21 protein-coding genes are annotated in these 22,796 nt (G+C 65.0%); 8 read left to right on the forward strand and 13 right to left on the reverse strand.

The annotated features are described in order from the left end of the window. Positions 1 to 97 precede the first annotated feature (97 nt). Both FEZ61_RS10705 and FEZ61_RS10710 read right to left on the reverse strand, forming a co-directional pair. A complete protein-coding gene (locus tag FEZ61_RS10705; protein ID WP_068384581.1) occupies positions 98 to 1,645 on the reverse strand; it encodes a SulP family inorganic anion transporter in 1,548 nt (515 codons plus the stop codon). 209 nt (positions 1,646 to 1,854) lie between these two features. Continuing rightward, positions 1,855 to 2,562, reverse strand: a complete 708-nt coding sequence (locus tag FEZ61_RS10710; RefSeq protein WP_017639311.1) for a carbonic anhydrase — start codon at positions 2,560 to 2,562, stop codon at positions 1,855 to 1,857. 669 nt (positions 2,563 to 3,231) lie between these two features. Here FEZ61_RS10710 and FEZ61_RS10715 point away from each other — a divergent pair. After that, the gene (locus tag FEZ61_RS10715) at positions 3,232 to 4,857 is read left to right on the forward strand and encodes a methyl-accepting chemotaxis protein (RefSeq protein ID WP_017639312.1); all 1,626 of its coding nucleotides are present in this window, start codon (positions 3,232 to 3,234) and stop codon (positions 4,855 to 4,857) included. Positions 4,858 to 4,899: 42 nt separating this feature from the next. On the opposite strand, the gene FEZ61_RS24610 is transcribed toward FEZ61_RS10715, so the two are convergent. From FEZ61_RS24610 to gloA, 3 genes are all read right to left on the reverse strand, one after another. Beyond that, a complete protein-coding gene (locus FEZ61_RS24610) occupies positions 4,900 to 5,022 on the reverse strand; it encodes a hypothetical protein (protein ID WP_256562921.1) in 123 nt (40 codons plus the stop codon). A gap of 158 nt (positions 5,023 to 5,180) precedes the next feature. Beyond that, on the reverse strand, positions 5,181 to 6,809 hold the full coding sequence (locus FEZ61_RS10720; protein ID WP_082731533.1) for a methyl-accepting chemotaxis protein: 1,629 nt from the start codon (positions 6,807 to 6,809) through the stop codon (positions 5,181 to 5,183). A gap of 195 nt (positions 6,810 to 7,004) precedes the next feature. Continuing rightward, positions 7,005 to 7,529, reverse strand: coding sequence for a lactoylglutathione lyase (gene gloA, locus FEZ61_RS10725; RefSeq protein ID WP_017639315.1), 525 nt, complete (start codon positions 7,527 to 7,529; stop codon positions 7,005 to 7,007). A 247-nt stretch (positions 7,530 to 7,776) separates the two neighbouring features. On the opposite strand from gloA, the gene FEZ61_RS10730 reads away from it, so the two are divergent. Next, positions 7,777 to 7,968 carry a CsbD family protein gene (locus FEZ61_RS10730; RefSeq protein WP_026083651.1) on the forward strand — a complete coding sequence of 64 codons (192 nt, stop codon included), beginning with the start codon at positions 7,777 to 7,779 and terminating at the stop codon, positions 7,966 to 7,968. Between the two features lie 49 nt (positions 7,969 to 8,017). Here the strand turns inward: FEZ61_RS10730 and FEZ61_RS10735 are convergent, their stop codons facing one another. Beyond that, the gene (locus FEZ61_RS10735; protein WP_173148597.1) at positions 8,018 to 8,749 is read right to left on the reverse strand and encodes a glutathione S-transferase; all 732 of its coding nucleotides are present in this window, start codon (positions 8,747 to 8,749) and stop codon (positions 8,018 to 8,020) included. A gap of 187 nt (positions 8,750 to 8,936) precedes the next feature. On the opposite strand from FEZ61_RS10735, the gene FEZ61_RS10740 reads away from it, so the two are divergent. From FEZ61_RS10740 to FEZ61_RS10755, 4 genes are all read left to right on the forward strand, one after another. Then, positions 8,937 to 10,013 (forward strand): glycosyltransferase, encoded by a 1,077-nt coding sequence (locus FEZ61_RS10740; RefSeq protein WP_160922074.1) that lies wholly within the window; start codon positions 8,937 to 8,939, stop codon positions 10,011 to 10,013. A 7-nt stretch (positions 10,014 to 10,020) separates the two neighbouring features. Then, a complete protein-coding gene (locus tag FEZ61_RS10745) occupies positions 10,021 to 11,058 on the forward strand; it encodes a hypothetical protein (RefSeq protein ID WP_017639319.1) in 1,038 nt (345 codons plus the stop codon). Beyond that, positions 11,055 to 11,897 (forward strand): galactosyltransferase-related protein, encoded by an 843-nt coding sequence (locus tag FEZ61_RS10750; protein WP_160922073.1) that lies wholly within the window; start codon positions 11,055 to 11,057, stop codon positions 11,895 to 11,897. Before FEZ61_RS10745 ends, FEZ61_RS10750 begins: the two co-directional genes overlap by 4 nt. 126 nt (positions 11,898 to 12,023) lie before the next feature. Further along, positions 12,024 to 12,998, forward strand: a complete 975-nt coding sequence (locus FEZ61_RS10755; protein WP_064307751.1) for a YihY/virulence factor BrkB family protein — start codon at positions 12,024 to 12,026, stop codon at positions 12,996 to 12,998. Between the two features lie 458 nt (positions 12,999 to 13,456). On the opposite strand, the gene gpmA is transcribed toward FEZ61_RS10755, so the two are convergent. The 6 genes from gpmA to FEZ61_RS10785 form a co-directional block, all read right to left on the reverse strand. Continuing rightward, positions 13,457 to 14,203 carry a 2,3-diphosphoglycerate-dependent phosphoglycerate mutase gene (gene gpmA / locus FEZ61_RS10760; protein ID WP_173148598.1) on the reverse strand — a complete coding sequence of 249 codons (747 nt, stop codon included), beginning with the start codon at positions 14,201 to 14,203 and terminating at the stop codon, positions 13,457 to 13,459. Between the two features lie 128 nt (positions 14,204 to 14,331). Next, positions 14,332 to 14,559, reverse strand: a complete 228-nt coding sequence (locus tag FEZ61_RS10765; protein WP_017639323.1) for a hypothetical protein — start codon at positions 14,557 to 14,559, stop codon at positions 14,332 to 14,334. Positions 14,560 to 15,064: 505 nt separating this feature from the next. Continuing rightward, positions 15,065 to 15,685: a DUF2268 domain-containing putative Zn-dependent protease gene (locus FEZ61_RS10770; protein WP_173148599.1), complete on the reverse strand. Its 621-nt coding sequence runs from the start codon at positions 15,683 to 15,685 to the stop codon at positions 15,065 to 15,067. Positions 15,686 to 15,742: 57 nt separating this feature from the next. Continuing rightward, positions 15,743 to 17,086 (reverse strand): cytochrome c, encoded by a 1,344-nt coding sequence (locus FEZ61_RS10775; RefSeq protein WP_173148600.1) that lies wholly within the window; start codon positions 17,084 to 17,086, stop codon positions 15,743 to 15,745. An 11-nt stretch (positions 17,087 to 17,097) separates the two neighbouring features. Further along, the gene (locus FEZ61_RS10780) at positions 17,098 to 18,885 is read right to left on the reverse strand and encodes a GMC family oxidoreductase (RefSeq protein WP_173148601.1); all 1,788 of its coding nucleotides are present in this window, start codon (positions 18,883 to 18,885) and stop codon (positions 17,098 to 17,100) included. Next, a complete protein-coding gene (locus tag FEZ61_RS10785; RefSeq protein ID WP_064307757.1) occupies positions 18,885 to 19,616 on the reverse strand; it encodes a gluconate 2-dehydrogenase subunit 3 family protein in 732 nt (243 codons plus the stop codon). Before FEZ61_RS10785 ends, FEZ61_RS10780 begins: the two co-directional genes overlap by 1 nt. 574 nt (positions 19,617 to 20,190) lie before the next feature. On the opposite strand from FEZ61_RS10785, the gene gabP reads away from it, so the two are divergent. Together gabP and FEZ61_RS10795 are read left to right on the forward strand one after the other, a co-directional pair. Then, on the forward strand, positions 20,191 to 21,579 hold the full coding sequence (gene gabP / locus FEZ61_RS10790) for a GABA permease (protein WP_064307758.1): 1,389 nt from the start codon (positions 20,191 to 20,193) through the stop codon (positions 21,577 to 21,579). 355 nt (positions 21,580 to 21,934) lie between these two features. Beyond that, the gene (locus FEZ61_RS10795) at positions 21,935 to 22,144 is read left to right on the forward strand and encodes a DUF1127 domain-containing protein (RefSeq protein ID WP_017639329.1); all 210 of its coding nucleotides are present in this window, start codon (positions 21,935 to 21,937) and stop codon (positions 22,142 to 22,144) included. 124 nt (positions 22,145 to 22,268) lie between these two features. Here the strand turns inward: FEZ61_RS10795 and FEZ61_RS10800 are convergent, their stop codons facing one another. Further along, positions 22,269 to 22,496, reverse strand: coding sequence for a hypothetical protein (locus FEZ61_RS10800; protein WP_143075250.1), 228 nt, complete (start codon positions 22,494 to 22,496; stop codon positions 22,269 to 22,271). Positions 22,497 to 22,796: the final 300 nt, after the last annotated feature.

The following is a 22,796-nucleotide window of genomic DNA, read 5'->3' on the forward strand; positions in this document are numbered from 1 at the left end:
GCGTCTTGATGTCAAGGCGTCTTTGCATCATTTCGTTACCAAAACGACCGGATGGCGGAGCGGCCAGAAGGCTCCGCCATCGCTAGCAAACCGGCGCCTAGGTCGACATCACCGTTTGCCCGGCGGAGGCCTGACCTTCCAGGCGCCGTTCCAGCGCCTTGGGCTCGATCACCAGGCGCATGCCATTGCTGGCCTGAGTGCGGCCCCAGTCTTCCAGCAGCTCCATGCAGGCGTGGTCGATATAGGAGACGCGTTCCAGGGGCACGTGCAGGGTGGTGCCCGGCTTGACCTGCTCCAGCACCTTGGTCAGCTGGGGCACGCGCAGGAAGGTCGCGGCGCCCACCAGGCGCAGGTCGGCCTGGTCCGGCTGGTCTTCGCGATAGGTCAGGCTGACCTTGAGCTGTGCCGCCTTGACCGCCAGGAAGGCGATCGACAGACCGAAGCCCACCAGCACCCCGGTCAGCAGATCGGTGGCGACGATCATCAGCGCGGTCAGGGCATAGATGGCCATGGGCGCGCGGCCATAGCGCTTGAGTCCGGTCAGCGACTTGGGATCGGCCAGCTTGACGCCGGTGAACACCAGTACGCCGGCCAGGCTCGCCACCGGTACCAGCTTGAGCACGAAGGGCAGGGCGGCGACGAAGGCCAGCAGCCATAGGCCGTGGAAGATGGTGGAGGCGCGACTGGTGGCGCCGGCCTGGACATTGGCCGAGCTGCGCACGATGACGCCGGTCATGGGCAGCGCCCCGACGGCGCCGCAGAGCAGGTTACCGATGCCCTGGGCACCCAGTTCGCGGTCGAAGTGCGAGCGCGGCCCGTTGTGCATGCGGTCCACCGCGGCGGCCGAGAGCAGGGTCTCGGCACTGGCGATGAAGGCCAGGGCGAGGGCGGCTACCACCAGCTCGGCGTTGGCCAGCATGCCAAGATCGGCGAAGGTCACCCAGTCGATGGCATCGGCCAGGTTGTTGGGCACTTCGACCCGGCGGATGTCCAGCGCCAGCCAGAGACTGGCCAGGGTCGCCAGGGTCACGCCGATCAGCGCGCCGGGCAGGAAGCGTAGCGGCTGTGGGCGGAATTTCTCCCACAGCCACATGCTGGCGATGGTCAGCAGGCCGATCAGCGCCGCCTGGGCGCCGCTGCCACTGCCGTTCCACTGGCCGGCCGCGGTGAGGGCGGCGCCCGGGAAGGCCAGCAGATTGGACAGGCCCGACGCCGCTGGTTTGGCGTCCAGCATGACGTGCAGCTGCGAGAGCACGATGAGGATGCCGATGCCCGCGAGCATGCCGTAGACCACCGCTGGCGAGGTGACGCGGAACCAGGCACCCAGCCGGGTGAGACCGGCGACGAGCTGCATGAGACCGGCCAGTAGCAGTACCGGGCCCAGGGCCTCGAGGCCGTGCCGGTTGATCAGGTCGAACACCAGCACCACCAGGCCGGCGGCCGGACCACTGACCTGCAGCGGCGAGCCGGCGAGAAAGCCGACCACCAGGCCACCGATGATGCCGGTGATGATGCCCTTGGCCGGTGGCATGCCGGAGGCGATGGCGATCCCCATGCACAGCGGCAGGGCGACCAGAAACACTACGAGTGAGGCCAGGGCGTCGCGCGACAGGTTGCGCCCCGGGGTCTGTTGATTGCCAAGCATGGTCCTGGTCCTCCAGCGACTAGGAAAAAGGTGCCCGCGCGTCATATCACGTCATATGACACGGTGCGGGATTTAGGCGGCTAGCGGAAAGGGTGGGCGATCCCGATGGAGCCCCAGGTGGGATCGTCCGGCGCGGTGCGCTGTTATAGGGACGGGTCCAGGGACCCGTCTCCGGGCGGCCAGCCGGCGAACCGGATGACCGCGGTGGATCAGGCCTGCTGCAGGCGCGGACGCGGGGTGGCGACTGGCATGTTTTCGCCATCCAGGGGCAGGAAGCGTTCCTGCTGGGCGTCGTAGGCCTTGATCTCGCTGGTCTCGATGGAATAGACCCAGCCGTGGATCTGCAGCTGACCACTGGCCAGGCGCGAAGCCACCGAGGGGTGGGTGCGCAGGTGTACCAGCTGGGCCACTACGTTTTCCTCGGTCAGGAAACCCAGGGTGCCGCCGTGGCCGCAGTCGCAATGGCTATGGTCTTCGACTACGGTACGGGCGACCTCGGCATGGCGCAGCCAGACCTTTACCGTCGGCATCTTTTCCAGCGGATCGGGATTGAGTACGGCTTTCATGGCGCCACAGTCGGAGTGGCCGCAGATGATGATGTGCTTCACGCCCAGGGCTACGACCGCGTATTCGATGGCGGTGGAGACGCCGCCGTTCATCTGGCCGTAGGGGGGGACCACGTTGCCGACGTTACGGGTCACGAACAGATCGCCTGGCGAACTCTGGGTGATCAGTTCCGGGACGATGCGCGAGTCGGCGCAGGTGATGAACATGGCCTTGGGCGACTGTGCACTGGCGAGTTTCTTGAACAGCGCTTCCTGTTCGGGAAAGACATCCTGGCGGAAACGCTTGAAACCATCGACCAGCTGCAGGAGGGCCTCGTCGGGTGCGCCGAAGGTATCCGTGTTGTCGCTCATCTGTTTCTGACCTCTCTCAAGTACGCAATGGCAGCGGCAAGCGCTGGTTAGTGGCTAGACGCCCCCTGGCATCGCTTCGATACGCCCCGGCCATCTCGGGCTCTGGTGGCTTCATTTTCCGGCAATCCATCGCGTAGTCGGGCGGTGTCCTGGCACCCGGTGTCGCATCTTGGTGAACACAACCTTAATCCACGCTGAAACAATAGCTCGTGACCGACAACGCAGAAGATATTTCAAACTAATACTGAGATCATCCCGCCATTATCGCGACATGATCAGTGCATTTAGCCCTTTTATCGACACGAACCCTGCATTTCGCCACCGGATCACGCTTTTCCCCGTGAAGAAAATGTAAATCGCGATAGCCGAACAGATTTCCTTGATGATCAGTGGCTTGCGAAAGATGTGCAAAAATGTGAACACAATGCCGCTGGTGGAGATTGCTCGCCTTTCTCCCGCTTTGCATCCAGCCTGTGATCTGCGGCACAGTGCCGCAGCCTAGACCTTTCGCCAGCCTTTCAATAGCTCCAATGCCCTATGAGACAAGGGTTTGGTGGCTTTGCTCGACGCATGCTCCTGCAAGCCGTCCGCATCCAGGTCGATAATTGGCCTCAGGATCTGCCGCCAGCGGTCGATAGGGGAACTTTCCAGGCTCAACGGAAACTCTCCATGTCCTTTCGCAACCTCTCCATCGCGCGGCGCGCCACGCTCGGTTTCGCCTTTATCGGTCTGCTCCTGCTGCTGCTCGGCGGCACCGCCCTGGTCAAGATGAACGATATCCGCGCCTCGGGCCTGGCCATCGAAGAACGCGCCATGCCGCGCGTGGCCGCCCTCGACGAGCTGACCGCCCTGACCCTGCGCCTGCGGGTGCTCTCCTATCGTCTGCTGCTCAATCGCGAGCCGGAGATCATCGCCAAGACCCAGGCCTTGTTCCAGCAGCGCAACGGCCAGATGCGCGCCGCCCAGCAGCGCTACGAGGCCTTGATCCAGTCCGCCGAAGAACGCACCGCCTACGGTCGCTACGGCCAGTTGATCGCCCAGTACGACGGTCTGCAGCAGCGCATGCTGGCGTTTTCCGCCGCCGATCAGCTGGAGCCCCTGCGCCGGCTGCTCAACGAAGACCTGCTGGCCAACTCCGATGCGGTCAATGGCGTGCTCAAGCAACTCACCGACCTGGTGGATCAGCAGACCGCCGCCGCCAACGCCCAGTCCGCTGCCGACTATAGCCATGCCATCCAGTGGCTGGTGCTGCTGCTGGCGGCCACTGCGCTGCTGACCGTGGTCTTCGCCTGGCTGCTGATCCGCAGCATCACCCAGCCCATCGCCCGGGCCGTGCGGGCGGCCGAGGTGATCGCCACCGGCGACCTCAGCGAAGAGATCCACAGCGAAGGCCGCGACGAGGCCGCGCGCCTGCTGCAGGCCATGAAAACCATGCAGGGCCAGCTGCGCCAGACCCTGCAGGGCATCCTTGGCTCGGCCACCCAGCTCGCCTCGGCAGCGGAAGAACTCAATGCGGTGACCGATGAATCCAGTCGCGGTCTGCAACGCCAGAACGCCGAGATCGAACAGGCCGCCACCGCGGTGAACCAGATGTCATCGGCGGTGGACGAGGTGGCGCGCAACGCCGTCAACACCTCCCAGGCGTCCCAGGAGTCGGCCGGTGTGGCCCGTGATGGCCGCGATCTGGTGCAGGAAACCGTGGGCGCCATCGCCACCATGAGCGAGGATGTCCAACACGGCGCCACCCTGGTGGGCGATCTGGCGGTCCAGGTCAACGACATCGGCAAGGTGCTGGATGTGATCCGCAGCGTGGCCGAACAGACCAACCTGCTGGCGCTCAACGCCGCCATCGAGGCGGCGCGCGCCGGCGAGGCCGGTCGTGGCTTCGCAGTGGTGGCCGACGAGGTGCGGGCGCTGGCCCATCGCACCCAGGAATCGACCCGCGAGATCGAGACCTCCATCGGCACCATCCAGCAGGGTACCGATCAGGCGGTGGCGGCGATGCGCAGCAGCACCGAGCGCGCCCAGTCCACTCTGGAAGTGGCGCGCGGTGCCGGCCATGCCCTGGAGCGCATCCATGGCGCCATCGGCGGCATCAACGAACGTAACCTGGTCATCGCCAGCGCGGCGGAAGAGCAGGCCCAGGTCGCCCGCGAGGTGGATCGCAACCTGGTGAACATTCGCGAGTTGTCGGTCCAGACCGCGGCGGGTGCCGAGCAGTCCAGCGCCGCCAGCGCCGAGCTGTCGCGCCTGGCCGTGGACCTCAATGGGCTGGTGACGCGCTTCCGCCTGTGACCCTGGCGCGTCCGGTCGCTGTGGTGACCGGACGCTGCGGCACTAGCCGGGACCGAGCAGCTGCAGCACGCCGGTCAGCAGCACCAGCAGGCCCAGGGGCGAGGCGAGAACGGACAGCAGCAGGCACCTCAGGCGAGGGCCGCGCGGGGTAGGGCAGGTCGTCATGACGTCAGGCAGCTCCGTAGCGAAAACCGGCGCCACGCTGGGCGCCCGGGGCCAATTTTCGCCTGTACCGGCAGCGACGTCATGCCAAGAAAAGGTAAAGATGGGTAAAGCCACCGCTGCCCCGGGATGACTCTTCCCGGGAGCGACGGCGCGCCGGGCTAGACGCGGAAGCGCGCGGCCAGGCTGTGGATCTCGCGGGTCAGCTCGGCGAGCTGGCGACTGGAGGTCTCGATCTGGTCGGCGCCACGCTTGGACACGCCTGCCAATTCGCGGATGTTGATCAGGTTGCGATCCACCTCGCGGGCGACCTGGGCCTGCTCCTCGGCGGCGCTGGCGATGACCAGGTTGCGCTCGTTGATATCGCCGATGGCGACAAAGATGTGCTCCAGGCTCTGGCCGGTGCGCTCGGTGGTCTCGAGGGTGGTACCGGCCAGGGTGTTGCTGCGCTGGATGGCGGTTACCGCCTGGCCGGTGCCGGCCTGGATGTTGCCGATCATCTGCTCGATCTCCAGGGTCGACTGGCGGGTGCGCTGGGCCAGGCTGCGCACCTCGTCGGCCACCACGGCGAAGCCACGCCCGGCATCGCCGGCACGGGCGGCTTCGATGGCGGCGTTGAGCGCCAGCAGATTGGTCTGCTCGGAGACCGCGCGGATCACGTCCAGCACCTTGCCGATCTGGTTGGCCTGCTGCGCCAGACTGGCGATCACGGCTTCGCTTTCGTTGACCGTGGTCTGCATGCTCTGCAATTCGCTGAGGACCTGGGCCACCTGGCCACGACTGCCGGTGGCCAGGCGATCGGATTCGCGGGCGGTATCCGAGGTGGAGGCGGCATTGCGTGCCACCTCTTCCACGGCTGTGGTCATCTCGGTCACCGCGGTCACGGCCTGTTCCAGTTCCTGTTGCTGCTGGTTCAGGGTGCGATTGCTCTGGGCGGTGACCTGGCCCAGTTCCTGGGCGGCGCCGTCGAGTTGCTCGGCGGTGCGATTGAGCTGGGCCAGGGTGTCGCGCTGGCGGCGTTGCAGGGTGGCGAGGCCGGCGAACAGCTGGCCGATCTCGTCATGGCTGCGCACCTCGATGCGGCGGGTCAGATCGCCTTCGCTCATGGCGGCGAAGTGCTCGCCGGCTTCGTTCAACGGGGCCAGCACCCGGCGGGCGATGAACCAGCCGGAGAGCACCGCCAGCAGCAGGGTCAGACCGACCAGTACCAGGGTGCCGATCTCGGCCTGCAGCACGCGGCTGTCGGAGGCGGCCAGGGTGGCGTCGATGCGCCCGGTGATCTCGTCGGTAAAGACCTTGCGGGTGTCGGCGAAGGCGGTGCTGGCGTCCTTGGCGCCATCGCTGATGCGGATGTAGCCCGGCAGATCACCGGCGCGGCAGGCCTTGATCTGATTTTCCACGATGACCTTGTAGGCATCGAAGGCCTTGAGCATGGCATCGATCTGGCCGCGCAACTTGGGCTCGGTGGTGCTGGCCAGCATCTCGGTGATCAGCGTGCGGGCGATGTTCAGGCGTTCCAGCGCCAGCACCGTGCCTTTTTCGGCCTTGGCCGCATCGCCATTGACCCGATCGAGCATGGCGGTATGGGAGTTGGCACTGGCGCGGCTGATCCAGGTGGCGGCGTTGTTGACCTTGTCCAGCTGCTCCATGGTCAGACTATCCAGGTCGCGGATCTGCTGGGCACTGGTACGGGCGCTGAGCCACCCATACAGGCAAGCCAGCAGCAGGCAGGCGACGAACAGGCTGAGGACGCTGTACATCCCCGTCCGAATTCTTGTTGTTTTTTTCATGATGGGCTCTTTGAAGACGTCGCTGGCTGGGGTCGCAATACGACTTTGGTAAGGCTATTCGCCAGCAGTACGCCAAAGGCATGAGCAGGCGTCGATGGCTTGGAGCCAGTCGGTATCAGTTAAGCGCCGAAAAGTCGTCGGATGTCTTCAGAAGGGCAGGCAGGGTGGGCCCGACGGACGCCGGGCCCGGAGGGATCAGGACAGCGGGGTGAACTGGATGACTTCGACCCAGTAGCCGTCGGGGTCCTTGATGAAGGCGATTTCCTTCATGCTGCCGTCGGTCAGGCGCTTCTGGAAAGCCACGCCCAGTTGCTCGAAACGTTCGCAGGCGGCGCGGATGTCCGGGACCGCCACGCAGGTATGGCCGAAGCCACGCGGATCGCTGTTGCCGTTGTGGTAGCTGAAGGCGGCATCGTTCTCGGTGCCATGGTTGTGGGTCAGCTCGAGAATGCCCGGCGTGGATTTGCGCCAGCGCTGGCGGGCTTCCGGGTCTGTCGGCACCTGGTTGCGATCGACCAGGGCGAGGAAGGTCAGGCTGAATTTGGCGTCCGGAAAGTCCTTGTGATCGACCACGGTGAAACCCAGTACGCGGGTATAGAAGTCCAGCGAGGTCTCCAGGTTCTTGACCCGCAGCATGGTGTGGTTGAAGACGAACTCGCGGGTGGCGGCGTCGGGCTGGGCGGTCACGCCCGGCAGGTTGTCGAATTGGCTCAGCGACATCAAAAGTCTCCATTGAAGGGGTGTGGAATTTGGAGAGGCGGCCCTGCGCAACGTTCCCGCCAAGGGGCGGCGGCTGGGCAATCGCTCACGAAAAAGGGCGGGAAGTCTAAAGGCTTCCAGGGCCGCTGCCCAAAGCTTCCTGAGGCTCCTGGCCGCTACGCTGGGCGACGAGTGGTCGAAACCACCCGGTTAGAGCCGTAGTCGGATTTTACAAGCGCACTGCCTGTGCGATCCCAAGGAGACTGATATGAGCAGCACCAGCGACAAGATCAAGGGTACCGCCAAAGAAGTGGCCGGCAAGGTCAAGCAAGGCGTCGGCGATGCCACCGACAACTCGCGCATGAAAGGCGAGGGTCGTGCCCAGGAAGCCGAAGGCAAACTGCAAAAGAACGTGGGCAAGGGTAAGGAAGCGGTCAAGAACACCATCGACCGCGCCTGAATCCAGCCACAGTGAAAAGGCCGCCCCCGGGCGGCCTTTTCTTTGCCCGTCAGGCCGGATACAGCTCCGGATAGTGACGGAAGATGCCGTTCTCGCTGAACGGCAGGCGGCGCGACGAGGCCAGGTAGGCGGCGATGTTGGGCAGGGCCGCCACCCGTTCGGCCACGGCCAGGACCTGCGGGATCTCCGGGGCGAGACGATGCATGGCGTTGGGGAAGGCATAGGTCAGGCCGGCCACCACCTGGAACAGCGACAGGTCGACATAGGAGCGCCGCTCGCCCACCAGCCAGGTATCACCCGCCGGGTTGTAACCCAGCACCCGTTCGAAATAGCTCAGATAGGTACGGATTCGCTCGCCGGCAAAGGCCTTGGCCCGGCGCCGGGCTTCGTCCTGCTGCTCTTCATAGGTCAGGGAGATGGCCACCGGATGGTGGACATCGTGGGCCTCGGCGGTGAGGTCGGTGATGGTCAGTTGCAGGCCATGTACCCAGAAGCGTGACTCCTCGTCCGGCGGCACCAGGTCCAGCTGCGGCCCCAGGTACTGGAGGATGTTGGCGACATGGGAAACGACCTCGTCGCCGGCCTTGAGAAAGGGCGGGGCGAAGGGTGGGCGGTGGGTCTGCTTGCCTTGCAGGTAGTCCTCCATGGCGGGTATGCCCAGGCCTTCGTCCTCCGGGGCGTTGCCCACATCCAGGTAGTCCGCGCCGGCTTCTTCGAGCGCCAGGCGGACGAATTCGCCGCGGCCCTGGATGCTGGGCCAGTAGTGCAGTTCATAATGCATGGAAACCTCCGTCGTCTGCTGGGAATACGGGTCCAGGAAGGCTGACTCCCTGCGGGGTTCGGAGGTTTTCCCGCCGTGCGGCTTTCACGACGAAGCGCACAACCAATTCCCATCGCTGAGACTCCTATCAACCAGCGGCTAGCAATGAGGACGGTGGGATGACGGTCAACAGCAAGCGGACGGCTCCATGCGCATAGGCATTCTCACCCACGTGAAACACCCGGTACGCCAGCCGTTCGCCGGTGGTCTCGAGGCCTTCACCTACGACATCACCCTGCAACTGCGCGAGCGTGGCCATGGGGTGACTCTGTTCGCCAGTTCGGCTTCGGCGCCGGAGCTGGAGGTGGTACCCATCCTCGACGACGGCAACTACGGGACGGATGGTTGCCGGCGCAAGCGCAACGTACTCAGCTCCGAGTACCTCGACGAGCACCACGGCTATCTCGACTGCATGCAGCGCATCGACAGCCATGGCTTCGACGTCATTTTCAACAATGCCCTGCACTATGTGCCGGTGACCATGTCCGGGCTGATCCGCACGCCCATGCTCACGGTGCTGCATACCCCGCCGTTCTTCGAGTTGATCAACGCCATCGGCGAATTGCACAAGCGCGGTGGCGGTCATTACTGCACCGTGTCCCAGGCCAATGCCGACAACTGGGCGCACCTGGCGCCGGCCTGCCACGTGATTCCCAACGGCATCGATCTCGACGCCTGGCGGCCACGCGGTACCCCAATCGGCGACCATGCGCTCTGGTTCGGTCGCCTGGTGCCCGACAAGGGGCCGCACCTAGCGCTGGACGCCGCACGGGCGGCCGGTGTGCCCCTGCGCCTGGCTGGCCAGGCCACCGACGAGCGTTACTTTCGCCAGGAGATCGCGCCGCGTCTGGGTGACCAGGCCGTTTACCTCGGTCACCTGGACCGCACCGCCCTGGCCGTCGAAGTCGCCCAGGCCCGCGCTTGCCTGGTGACCCCTTGCTGGGACGAACCCTTCGGCCTGATCGTCGCCGAGGCGCTGGCCTGTGGTACGCCGGTGGCGGCCTTCGCCCGCGGTGCCCTGCCGGAACTCCTCACCGCCGAGACCGGCGCCCTGGCCCCGCCGGGTGATGTCCCGGCCCTGGCCGCAGCCCTGCGCGAGGCCCTGTCGTTGTCCCGCGAGGCCTGCCGAGCGCGGGCCGAGGCCCAGTGGAGCCATCGCCTGATGATCGATCGCTACGAGCGCCTGCTCGCCGATGTCGCCGCCGGTCGGGTGGCCCGTGGCTAGACCGCCCGTGGCTGAGCTGAACATCGGCTACTACGCCCACCATCACGGCGCCGGCCATGTGACCCGAGCCCTGGCCATCGCCGCCGCCTTCGATGGCCCCCTGACCCTGTTCGGCAGTCGCCTGCCCGAACAGGTGGAGCTGCCCAACGTCCAGCTCTGCCCGCTGCCGCCCGACGTGGCCCCGGGTGTCGAGGGCGAAGCCTTCGCCTGCCTGCACTATGCGCCGCTGGGAGTGGCAGGGCTGCGCGAGCGCATGGGCCTGCTGGTGGACTGGTTTCGCCGCGCCTGGCCCTGTCTGCTGGTGGTCGACGTCTCGGTGGAGGTGGCACTGCTGGCCAGGCTGTGTGGCGTGCCGACGATCTATCTGCGTCAGCGCGGCAGCCGCTTCGATGCCGCCCATGAACTGGCCTATGCCAGTGCCAGCCGGTTGTTGGCACCCTATCCGGAACATCTGGAAGAACCCGCCACTCCAGCCATCTGGCGAGCCAAGACCTGCTATGCCGGCAGCCTGTCGCGCTATGCCGGGCAACGACGCGACAGCCTGCGCGAGCCCGGCACGGTCACCGTCATCGCCGGCCATGGCGGCACCGCCTTCAGCCGCGCGCGACTGGTCGCCGCGGCGCGCGCCTGTCCCGCCTGGCGCTGGACGGTGCTGGGTCCGGTGGCGGAGGACGCCACCGTGGCGCCGGCCAATCTGAGTTTCCTCGGCAGCGTCGCCAATCCCGCGCCCTGGCTGACCCGCGCCGAGCTGGTGGTCGGCTCGGCGGGTGACAGCCTGGTGGCGGAGCTGGCCGATCTGCGCTGTCGCTTCATCTGCCTGCCGGATGCCCGGCCCTTCGACGAGCAACTGTCCACCGGGCGCCTGCTGGCCATGCAGGGCCTGGCGCTCACCGGCGAAACCTGGCCCGCTGACGATGACTGGCCGGAGCTGCTGGCCAGGGCACGCGGGCTCGATCCCGAGCGCTGGGCGGCGGTAGGCGATGGCGAGGGCGCCCGGCGCGCCGCAGCCTGTATTCGAGAAGTCGCCCAGGAGGTGCTGACATGATCGTCCTGACCCTGGTCCATGGCCGCGAGCGGCAACTGGCCAACCTGATCCGCGGCCTGGAGCTGGCGCCGACCCCGCCCGCCGCCCTGGTGGTGGTGCAGATGAACGAGGCACCACGCGCACTGCACAGCTCGCGCTTTCCGATCCAGGTACAGGCGGTCGAAGGCGACGGCATCCTGCCCCTGGCCGCCGCGCGCAATGCCGCCGTGGCCGCTGCACCCGGCGAGGCGCTGGTGTTTCTCGATGTGGACTGCATCCCCGCACCAGACCTGCTCGATGCCTATCGCCGGGCGCTGGCCGCGCGCCCCGACGCCCTGCACCAGGGCTTCGTCCACTACCTGCCGGCCGGCGTCGCGGAAGGTGACTGGACGCCGGAGGCGCTGCTCGCCTCGGGCGTCGTCCATCCCCTGCACCGGGATCGACCGAGCGGGGAGATGATTCCCCATCCGCTGTTCTGGTCGCTGAACTTCGCCTGCACGCGCGCCACCTTCAGCCGCATCGGCGGTTTCGACGAGGGCTATCGTGGCTATGGCGGCGAGGACACCGATTTCGCCTTTCGTGCCCGTGACGCGGGGGTCCCCGTCTATCAGGCCGAGGCGCGCGCCTTCCACCAGTACCACCCGACCTATCACCCGCCGCTCAACCACTTCGCCAGTATCCTGGAGAATGCCCGGCGCTTTCAGGCGCGCTGGGGGCTCTGGCCCATGGAGGGCTGGTTGCGCGAATTCGCCGCCGCCGGCTTCATCCATTTCGATGAACGTCGCGGGATAGAGGAGCTCCGGGTGCCCACGGCCGCCGAGATCGCCGCCTGCCGGGATGCCTCCGGTTCCGGCTTCTGACGACGGCGCGCAACCAACCCGGCTGCCGCCACTCTGAAGGTAGGGCGGTCTGCAAAAGCCGCCGGGCGCAGGCCGTGCAGGCCCGCTCCAGGAATCCTTCGTGAGGAATGTTCGTCAGGAGCCGTTATGTCCTTGTTTGCCTTCAACCTGCGCGGCATTGCGCCGTTCACCCTCATCAAGCGTGCCGTCCAGGAGTTCGTTGCTGACGACATGCCCACCTATGCGGCAGCCCTGGCCTACCAGATGCTGTTTTCGCTGTTTCCCTTCCTGCTGTTCCTGATCGCCCTGATCGGCTTCCTGCACCTGCCGGATTTCTTCACCTTCCTGCGCGAACAGGCTGCCTACCTGTTGCCGCCCACTGCGCTGGATACGGTCAATCCCATCATCGACCAGCTGCAGACGCAGCAGGGTGGTCTGCTGTCCTTCAGTATCATCATCGCGCTTTGGTCCGCCTCAGGTGGCTTCCGCTCGCTGATGACCGCCATGAACAGTGCCTACGACGTAGTGGAAAGCCGCCCGGCCTGGAAGCGCATCCCGCTGTCGGTACTGCACACCGTAGGTCTCGCCGGGCTGCTGCTCAGCGCTGCGGCGTTGATGGTGCTGGGTCCCCAGGTGATGAACTGGCTGGCCGCCTATGTAGGGCTGGAAGATTATATGGTGACCCTCTGGGCGCTGATCCGCTGGCCGCTGGCGGTGTTCCTGCTGATGATCGCCGTCGCGGCGCTCTATTACGTCACCCCAGACGTGAAGCAGAGCTTTCGCTTCATCACACCCGGCTCGATGCTGGCGGTGGTGGTCTGGATCCTGGCATCGCTGGGCTTTGGCTACTACGTGCAGAATTTCGCCAACTACAACGCCACCTACGGCAGCATCGGCGCCATCATCGTGCTGTTGCTGTACTTCTATCTGTCTTCAGCCGTGCTGCTGTTCGGCGCGGAAATCAATGCGGTGATCGAGCACCACAGTGACGAAGGCAAGGAGAAGGGCGAGAAGACGCCCGGCGACGGTGGTGTGGAGGCCGACGAAGAGATTCAGGCGGGGCAGGACGAAGGCGTGGTGAGTGAGGCGCGGTTGGTAAAGCGCCCGAACGGTCATGCCTAAAGGCGTAGGGCGGATAACGGCGCCGGCCTTATCCACCGTACACCGACAGACTTTGAGGGTGGAAAACGCTACGCGGTTTTCCACCCTACGGATCCAGGGGTTCGGCTTGTAACGGCTTTGTGCGGACGACCGCGCAGATCGTAGGTTGGGCTGAGACGGCTTCACCGTCGAAGCCCGACATGGCCAGCACCTTGAGGCGAGACCTGTTGAGCTTCGCTGCGCTCAACCTAACCTACGGCGACCCGTGACCGCGATAAGTCAGCAGGCCGTGGGGTGGATAACGGCGCCCACCTTATCCACCGTCTACCGGCGACCATTATTGTGGAAAACGCCAAGCGGTTTGCCACGCTGTGGGTCTGGGCGTATCGCTCATCGCGGCCATAGCGGTCCGCCGATGCGGCCGCTCCTACGGTTGCCTTGAAGCCTGTAGGAGCGGCCCATGGCCGCGAACAAGCGCCTTACTTCGCCTTGCCCTGATTGGCCACCGCAGCCATCTTGGCGGCGACCTCGTCCGGGTCGGCCAGGTAGCAGTGCTTGGTGGGCTTGAGGTCTTCGTTGAACTCGTACACCAGCGGCACGCCGTTGGGGATATTGAGGCTGACGATGTCGCTGTCGGAAATGTTGTCCAGGTACTTGATCAGGGCGCGCATGGAGTTGCCATGGGCGACTACCAGCACGCGTTGGCCACTGCGAATGGCCGGGGCCAGGACTTCGTTCCAGTAGGGCAGGACGCGTTCGACGCAATCCTTGAGGCACTCGGTGCGCGGCACCTGATCCAGCGACAGACCGGCATAGCGCGGATCAGCGGCCAGGGCCTGCTGCTCCTCGACGCTCTGCTCGGGCGGCGGTACGTCGTAGCTGCGGCGCCAGACCAAGACCTGCTCTTCACCGAACTTGGCAGCGGTCTCGGACTTGTTCAGACCGGTCAGGCCACCGTAGTGACGTTCGTTGAGGCGCCAGTCGCTCACCACTGGCAGCCACATCTGGTCCATGCCTTCCTGCACGTGCCACAGGGTGCGCACGGCGCGCTTGAGCACCGAGACGTGGGCCACGTCGAAAAGGAAGCCGGCGTCCTTGAGTGCCTTGCCGCCCTCGTGGGCCTCGCGGATCCCCTGTTCGGTCAGATCCACATCCGCCCAGCCACTGAAGCGGTTTTCCAGGTTCCACGCCGACTGGCCATGGCGGATGAATACGACTTGCGACATGCGACCTCCATCTTGGGATTCATTGTTTGGCTCACGCCTACGCGAAGCTGTGCCAAACATACCGCAGATGGAGGCTGCCGGCATGGGCATCACGGAAACCGTGATGCGTCCGGCACTCGCAGGGAGCCTTAGGCCACCAGGGCGCGACGGGTACGGGCGATGACCCGCTCCAGGCCGTCGGCAGCGTTGTACTGCTCGGGGTAGAGGCGCTCGCTACGACAGGCGACACCGCGCTCGTCGATCACGGTGAAACTGAAGCCGCCCTTGCGCGAAGCCGGGGTGGTGATGCATTGAAACGGCGCGAAGGCCGCTTGGAGGTGTTGCATGGCCGCAATGGCCTGATTTTGAATGTTCATCTAACTATCCTTGGGATCCACGCTCAGTCGGCGCGGTGAAATAACTCCAGCAACCTCGTACCCATAACGGCCGACGGCTGAATCTCTGGCTGGAGGAAGGCAGCGTGTGGGCGAGACGCCCAGGCATGCAGGTAAGTACTTGGGAAGGCAGGCAACCGGCCGGGCACGAGATTCAGAGGCCAGGGCGGCAGATCCTGAGCAATCGAGGGATCGATTCGATCCGGATGACGCTTATTTCGCGCTGCTACAACGAGCGGAAAGGCGTCCAGCGATTGGGGTCAGCTTGGTACTAACCCGATCAAGCTAGCAGGATCGATGCCAGCCGCGCAAGCCCGCTGGTCGGCGATGGGCTTGATGGTCTTCAGGTCTGTACGAAAGGTCGCTGGGCGAAATCAGATGGCGTAACGACCACTAAGAGTGGAGACCTCGCAGAAGTGCGCGCCTGGGTCGAATGGCTGGACGAGGTGTTCGCCGCCGTCGCGCCGGCTTGGCTAAGGCGGTGAGATCATTCCGCGAGAAAGGCTGTAGCCGGGTAGTGTCCGCAGGCGGCGGCCGTCAGGCCATGACGTTGCAGATAACGATCGACTCGCCAGCGACCCAGCGCATAGCCGAGATGGCGAGGCAGGTCGCCACTGCCGAAGAACCAGCGGGCGTGATCGTACGGTTGGCCCAGTTCAGCATCTAGTGCTTCCCAGTGTGCCGCCATTTCCTGGGGTGCGGCCTGGGCATAGAACGGCAGCCGGCCAGTCAGCTCGCGCTCGAATTGGCAGGCGAGGCCTTCACTGACCAAGACCTCGCCCAGTGTGGATCCGTAACCAGGACCGGCATGCCGCAGGCAGTGGTGCAATTCGTGGCCGAGCAGGGCGGTGAAGCTGTCAGGGAAGGCTTGCTGCAGGTGCGGGCTGTCGGGGTCCAGGGTCAGAAAGACTCGCTCGGCGTCCGGGCTGTAGCCATTCAGACCCAACTCCGGGATCACCCAGGCGCCCGCCTGCACCACTACGTCTACCCGTTGCTCGGGCAGGTGCGCAGCGATACGGGTCAGGGCATCGGTGAAGGTCTCTTCCAGGATGGCGCGCCAGGGGTCCAGGCGACCGCTGGCGTTGAGCAGATGTAGTACGCAGGTCATCCAGGCATCTCCGGAGCGCGGCCTGTCTTTATAGACGAAGTCGCGCCCCTTCGTTCGCTACTTGCCCGCTTCGCGCGGCTCTGGCTGACCGTGACCAAAGGCCTGGCCCAGGTCATCGCCCGAGGTGGCGCGGGTGTCATCGGTGCGCCACTTGGCGACATCGGCGGCGCTGACCGGGGCAGCGTCGTTGCCCCAGCTGGCGCGGATGAAGCTGACCACGTCGGCCACCTGGGCATCGTTCAGCCGCCAGCCGAACGGCGGCATGACGATCATCGAAGGTGCGCTGTGCAGGCCGGGCAGGGTGCCGCCCTTAAGCACGATGTTGATCAGCGAGCTGGCGTCGGCCGTGCGCAGCACCGGATTGCCGGCCAATGCAGGGAAGACCCGGTCGTAGCCCTGGCCATCGGTGCGGTGGCAAGCGGCGCAGTTGTCCACATAGACCTGGGCGCCGCGGGCGCTGTCGTCACCCTTCCAGAGCGCTGCGGCGGCACGGCCATCGGGCTGGAAGGGCGCATCGTGCGGATCCTTGGGCGGCAAGGCCTTGAGATAGCGGGCGATGGCACGCAGGTCGGCGTCGCTCAGGTATTGCAGACTGTGCTGCACCACCTCGGTCATGCCACCGAACACGGCGCTGTCGGCGGAGCGACCGGTCTTGAGGAACTGCACCAGCTGGTCTTCGCTCCAGTTGCCCAGGCCATCGCGATGATCGCCACGCAGATTCTTGGCGATCCAGCCTTCCAGGGGTGCGCTGCCGGCCAGGAAGTCCTTGCCGTCGGCGGGCGAGAGGGCCTTTTCCTGCATGGTGAAAGCCCGGGGCGTGTGGCATGCGCCACAGTGGCCGAGGCCTTCCACCAGATAGGCGCCGCGCGCCACCACCGGGTCCTGGCTCGGGGCCGGCTGGAATTGCACCACCTCGGGGGCGAACAACTGGCGCCAGATCGCCAGGGGCCAGCGCATCGACAGCGGCCAGGGGATGTCGCTGTCGCGATTGGCCTGGGCGACCGGGGTGACCCCGTGCATGAAGTAGGCATAGAGGGCGCGCATGTCCGCCTCGGTCACCCGAGAATAGGAGGGGTAGGGCATGGCTGGGTAGAGGGTATGGCCCTCCTTGGCGATGCCCTGGCGGATGGCGGCGTCGAAGTCGGCGAAGCGGTAGTCGCCGATGCCGGTCTGCCGATCCGGGGTGATGTTGGTGGAATAGAGGGTGCCGATGGGCGTTTGCATGGGCAGGCCGCCGGCGAAGGGCTGGCCGCCCGGCGCCGTGTGGCAGGCCACGCAGTCGCCGGCGCGGGCCAGGTATTCGCCTTGCTTGACCAGCGCCGGATCGGCGTCTTCGGCGGCCTGGGCCGTCATGGCCAGGCCGGCGCTCAGCAGCAGGGTCGCGAGGGTACGGAAGATCATGGGCGCGCCTCTCATGCCTGCACCAGGGGGCCGGGGTTCTTCAGGTACTGCTCGCGGATGGCCCGCGCCGACCAATAGGTCAGGGCCGCCACCAGGCCGGTGGGGTTGTAGCCCAGGCCCTGGGGAAAGGCCGAGGCGCCCGGCACGAAGACGTTGTGCACGTCCCAGCTCTGCAGGTAGCGATTGACCGCGCTGGTCTTGGGGTCGGTACCCATGATGGCGCCACCGTTGAGGTGGGTGGTCTGGTAGCTGGCGGTGTTGAAGTGCCCGCCGAAATCCTTGACCGAAACGCTGATGTGCTCGGGGCTCATGGCCTCGGCGATCTTCTTCATCTTGGCCGCCATGAAGCGGGTCATGCGGATGTCGTTGTCCTTCCAGTCGAAGGTCATGCGCAGCAGCGGCTGGCCATAGGCGTCGCGATAGGTGGGGTCCAGATCCAGGTAGTTGTCACGATAGGACTGGTGCGCGCCATGGGCGTCCATCGACAGCTGGTGGTTGTAGTAGCCAGCCTGGGCCTTTTTCCAGGCACTGCCCCACTGCGGGGTGCCGGGTGGATTGGCCGCCCCGGCGATGGGCCGGGTGCCGGCCTGGTTGACCCACATGGGCGAGCCGCCGACGAAGCCGTGGGGGCCATGGTCGAAGTTGTCGGCGTTGAAGTCGTCCACCGCCACGCCATTGCCACCGGCGCCGATGAAGGGATTGGTGTGGTGCTGATCCTGGCGGAAGAAGGCCTTGATGGTGGCCATGTTCTGATAGGCGAAGTTGCGCCCGACCACGCCCTCGCCGGTCTTGGGATCATAGGGCTGACCGATGCCCGACAGCAGCATCAGGCGTACGTTGTTGAACTGGAAGGCGGCTAGGATGACGATGTCGGCCGGCTGTTCCAGCTCCTGGCCCTGGGCGTCCAGGTAGGTCACCCCGGTGGCCTTCTTGCCGGTGCTGTCCAGGTTCACCCGCAGCACATGGGCCTGGCTGCGCAGCTCGAAGCGCGGCTCCTGCTTGAGCGCTGGCAGGATGTTGAGATTCGGCGAGGCCTTGGAATACATGTAGCAGACGTAGCCGCTGCAGTAGCCGCAGAAGTTGCAGGGGCCCATCTGGCACCCATAGGGATTGGTGTAGGGGCCCGAGGTGTTGGCCGACGGCAGGTTGTAGGGGTGATAGCCCACCTCGCGCGCGGCCTTCTCGAACAGTTGCGCCGAGACGGTGTTCTTTTGCGCCGGCAGCGGGAAGTCGCTGGAGCGATCCGCGGCATAGGGGTTGCCGCCCTTGCCGTCGCCTACGACCTGGCCCTTGACGCTCCAGGCAGTGCCCGAGGTGCCGAACACCTTTTCGGCGAAGTCGAAGTAGGGCTCCAGCTCGCCGTAGCTGACGCCGAAGTCCTGGATGGTCATGCCGTCGGGGATGAATTTCTTGCCGTAGCGTTCTTCATAGTGGCTGCGCAGGCGCAGCTCCACCGGATCGACCCGGAAGTGCACGCCCGACCAGTGCAGGCCCGCGCCACCTACGCCATCGCCGGGCAGGAAGACGCCCAGCTGGCGGTTGGGCAGGGCGACGTCGTTGACGCTGTGGCGGATGGTGACGGTTTCCTTGGACACATCGACGAACAGCTTCTTGCGGATGCTGTAGGTGAGTTCGTCGATCACCTGGGGATAGGAGCCGTCGGGATAGGTGTCACGGTAGCTGCCGCGCTCCAGGGCCACCACGTCCAGGCCGGCCTCGGTCAGTTCCTTGGCCATGATGGCCCCCGTCCAGCCGAAGCCGACGATCACCACGTTCTTGCTGGGCAGTACCTTGGCCATCAACCGCGCTCCCCGCGAATGGAGACCGGGGGCAGCGGATAGCGTTCGTCACGCTCCACCCAGTCCATGAAGTCGGCGCGGGCGCCGGGGAAATTCACCAGTTTCCAGCCGACCAGTTCCTTGTTGCCGCCGTGCAGCGGATCGCAATAGAAGCCTTCCTTGGTGTTCTGCAGCAGCTGGGCGAAGAACAATTTGGCCGGTACCCCTTCCAGGGTGGCGTCACCGCTTTCCAGGGCCTTGAGGGCCGCGTTCTGCTCGGCAGGTACCAGCTCGGCGAAGACCTTGCCGTGTTGCTGACGGGTCCAGCGGTCCACCGCGGCGATCCCCAGGCGATAGAGATCCTGGGGCACCAGGCGACTCTGATAGCCCATTTCCGGTGCGGCATCGGCGGCGAAGGGGCCCTGCATGTACCAGAGGCCACCGCGGGCATAGGCGGTCTGCATCTGCCGATCGATGAATTCCGGCGCGCCGGCTTCCAGGGCACCCGGACCCAGTTCGTCCGCCGGAATCAGCCGGGCCACCGCAGCCTGTACGAAGGCCCATTCCTCGGCGGTAAAGAACACCGGCTGGTAGTGGTCGGCGCGCGGACTGCTGCCAGGCTTGTTTTCCGCGGCGGGCGTGGCGAAGGCCAGGCCGGGGTTCGTGCCGCCCGCCAGGGCGACCACGGGGATCAGGCTCAGGGACTTGCGCAGGAAGTCGCGACGGGCCGGGACGGAATCGTCTGCGGACATGATCAGGGTCTCATCAGGTGCCCGACGTGATCCGCAGGGCTTATGGTTAGCTAGCTAATATGTTGGAATATTACCAACATCTGTCCGCCACGGTTACATTTTGTCGCAGCTGTGCAGAGGCTTGGCAGCCATTCAAGTTCCCTTCACCCGTGCGGCGATGCGCAAAAGCCTCTTTGTTGGCCTTTGAAGTCCTGATTTCGTCAGTCCGAGCAGCTGCGATGGACCTTTACCGTGGAAAGAATATTTCTTGAGGAGATCGAGCCCTTCTTGCTGCCTCGTCGGGTGGAGGCAGTAGCATCCTCGTCACATGCGGTTACCTGAGGTTCCACCTTTGTCGGCACCATGATGGTGCAAGTTGCACAAAGTGATACCTAACGAAGCAAGGTGGAAGCGCAGCGGCACACGAAAGAAATCGTTTTGCACATCAAATAGTTAGTGCAATAGCTAGGCAAAGTGCCGCTTTTTCGCGACTTTGCGCGAAGCGTTGCACCCTTTGAGTTCATTTTGTGCCGATTTCAGCGGGGGTGGCGCGCAAGTTGCACTTGGGAGGCTTTCCGTTGTCAGGTAACACCTTATGTCCAACGTAGAATGCAACCTCTCTCCGGCGCTCAAACCGCGCCATGTGACCATGTTGTCCATCGCTGGAGTGATCGGTGCCGGTCTGTTCGTCGGCTCCGGTCATGCCATCGCCGCTGCCGGCCCGGCCGTGCTGCTGGCCTACGCCCTGGCCGGCACCCTGGTGGTTCTGGTCATGCGCATGCTGGGTGAAATGGCGGTCGCCTCACCCGATACCGGCTCCTTCTCGTCCTATGCCCAACAGGGCATCGGCCGCTGGGCCGGCTTCACCATCGGCTGGCTGTACTGGTGGTTCTGGGTGCTGGTCATTCCGCTTGAAGCCGTGGCTGCGGCCGCCATCCTCAATGCTTGGTTCCCGGCCATTGCCACCTGGCAGTTCGCGCTGATCATCACCGGCATCCTGACCGTGACCAACCTGTTCAGCGTTGCCAAGTACGGCGAGTTCGAATTCTGGTTCGCCCTGCTCAAGGTCATCGCCATCGTCGCCTTCATCGCTCTGGGCGCGGCGGCGCTGGTCGGTGCTCTGCCAGGTCGTGAGGTCAGTGGCCTGAGCAATCTGATGGCCCATACCGGTGGCTTCATGCCCAATGGCTTCGGTGCGGTGCTGGGCGCCCTGCTGACCACCATGTTCAGCTTCATGGGGACCGAGATCGTCACCATCGCCGCGGCCGAGTCCAAGGATCCGTCCCGGCAGATCAGCAAGGCCACCAACTCGGTGATCTGGCGGATCGCGCTGTTCTATCTGGTCTCCATCTTCCTGGTGGTGTCCATGGTGCCCTGGAACGACGCCCAGCTGCCGCTGGTGGGGTCCTACCAGCGCGCCCTGGAAGTGCTGTCGATTCCCAATGCCAAGCTGATCGTCGACTGTGTGGTCCTGGTCGCCGTGGCCAGCTGCCTGAACTCGGCGCTCTACACCGCGTCGCGCATGCTCTACTCCCTGGCCCGCCGTGGCGATGCCCCGGCCAAGATGGGGCGTGCCTCCAGCGCTGGCGTGCCCCGTACCGCGGTGCTGGCCAGCACCGCCGTGGGTTTCCTGACCACCATCGCCAACTACACCATGCCCGAGGCGGTGTTCAGCTTCCTGCTGTCCACCTCCGGTGCCGTCGCCCTGTTGGTCTACCTGGTGATCGCCGTGACCCAGCTGCGCCTGAGACGCAAGCTGATGGCCCGGGGCGAGCGTCTGGAATTCCGTATGTGGCTGTTCCCCTGGCTGACCTGGGCGGTGATCGTCTTCATCGTCGGCGCCCTGACCGTGATGCTGTTCAGCGACGCCCACCGCTTCGAGATCCTGGCGACCGGTCTGCTGGCACTGGTGGTCGTGGCCATCGGTACCTGGGTGGGTCGGCGTCAGCCTGCCGCCCCGAGCCTGGCCGCTGCCGCGCGTTGACGGTGAGAGGCTTCCGGCGCCCACCGGGCGTCGGAAGCGCTCCTTTCTGGAGCATGACGGCGTTTCCAGGCTGGACAGTGGGTGCGGTAACAGGTAGAACAGCAGTCCTGTTTCGTTGGCCTCGGGCCAACTGTATAGCTCGAATTTCCGCGATGTTCCTTCTGGTAACCAATTTTTGCACTGCAATGGTGCAAAGCGTTACAGAATGACCCAAATTGCAGCAGTACAGTTGCAATTGTGTGCTGAGTGATCCGCGAACCTTTCCTTGTACTGTTACTGGTGGTAGCACTCGCCTGGCGAGACAATGGCGCCATTCGATGACCAGTACCCGTCACAAACGGGAAGGAAAGCCACCATGGAACGCACCTTCAGTTCCTCGCTGTACAACGCCAAGCCCAGCAACCGTGTGCCCGTTGCCCTGCGCGTTATCTCCACCCTGTCCACCTGGCAGCGTCGCATCGCCAGCCGTAACGAACTGGCTCGCCTGGACACCCGCATGCTGGCTGACGCCGGTATCACCGAGGCCCAGCGCTACCAGGAAATGCACAAGCCGTTCTGGCGCTAAGCCCGGCTGCTGCACAGTTTCCACAGACCCCGCTTCGGCGGGGTTTGTTTTGTCTGCGTTTCGAACGTCAGGCAGCAAAAAGCCCCGGCATGCCGGGGCTTTTGTTACCGCCAGAAAGCTGGGCTTACTGCATGTTGTTCTGGTTGCGCGCGTCGACCTTGTTGGGCTTCTCGCTCTTGAAGGGGACTTCGGCACCACCATCAGCACCGCCCTTGACGGTGGTCTTGCCCGGTACGGCTTCGGTAGCCGAACCATTGACGGCCGTGGCGCTCTTGGAGGTTTCGGCCGCGAAGACACCCGTGGCCATCGACAGCATCACAGCAGCGGTAGAGGTGATCAGCAGCTTTTTCATGAGTTCGGCCTCGTCGAAGTAAACCTGGGAATCTGGTTGGGCCCGTTCCAGTGGAGAGACGGGCATCAGCTGCGAACGGGCAGGTCCACAGCGCTCGTTGTAGTTGACTGCGCCCTGGAATGCCGGGTTCCAGAGCATTTGTGAACATTTGTGGGCAAGTTGCCGCTCTGGTACCGACCATTTGCGCAGGCGGCCCCGCCGTAGCGCTTCCCAAGCAGCGCCCAGCGCCGGACAATTCGTCGGACGAACCCCCCGCGCCGCCTGTGGTCAGTTCGCAGATCGCGCCTCTTCCACCGATAA

Source organism: Pseudomonas sp. MS15a(2019) (assembly GCF_013277805.1).
GTDB classification, from domain to species: domain Bacteria; phylum Pseudomonadota; class Gammaproteobacteria; order Pseudomonadales; family Pseudomonadaceae; genus Chryseomonas; species Chryseomonas benzopyrenica.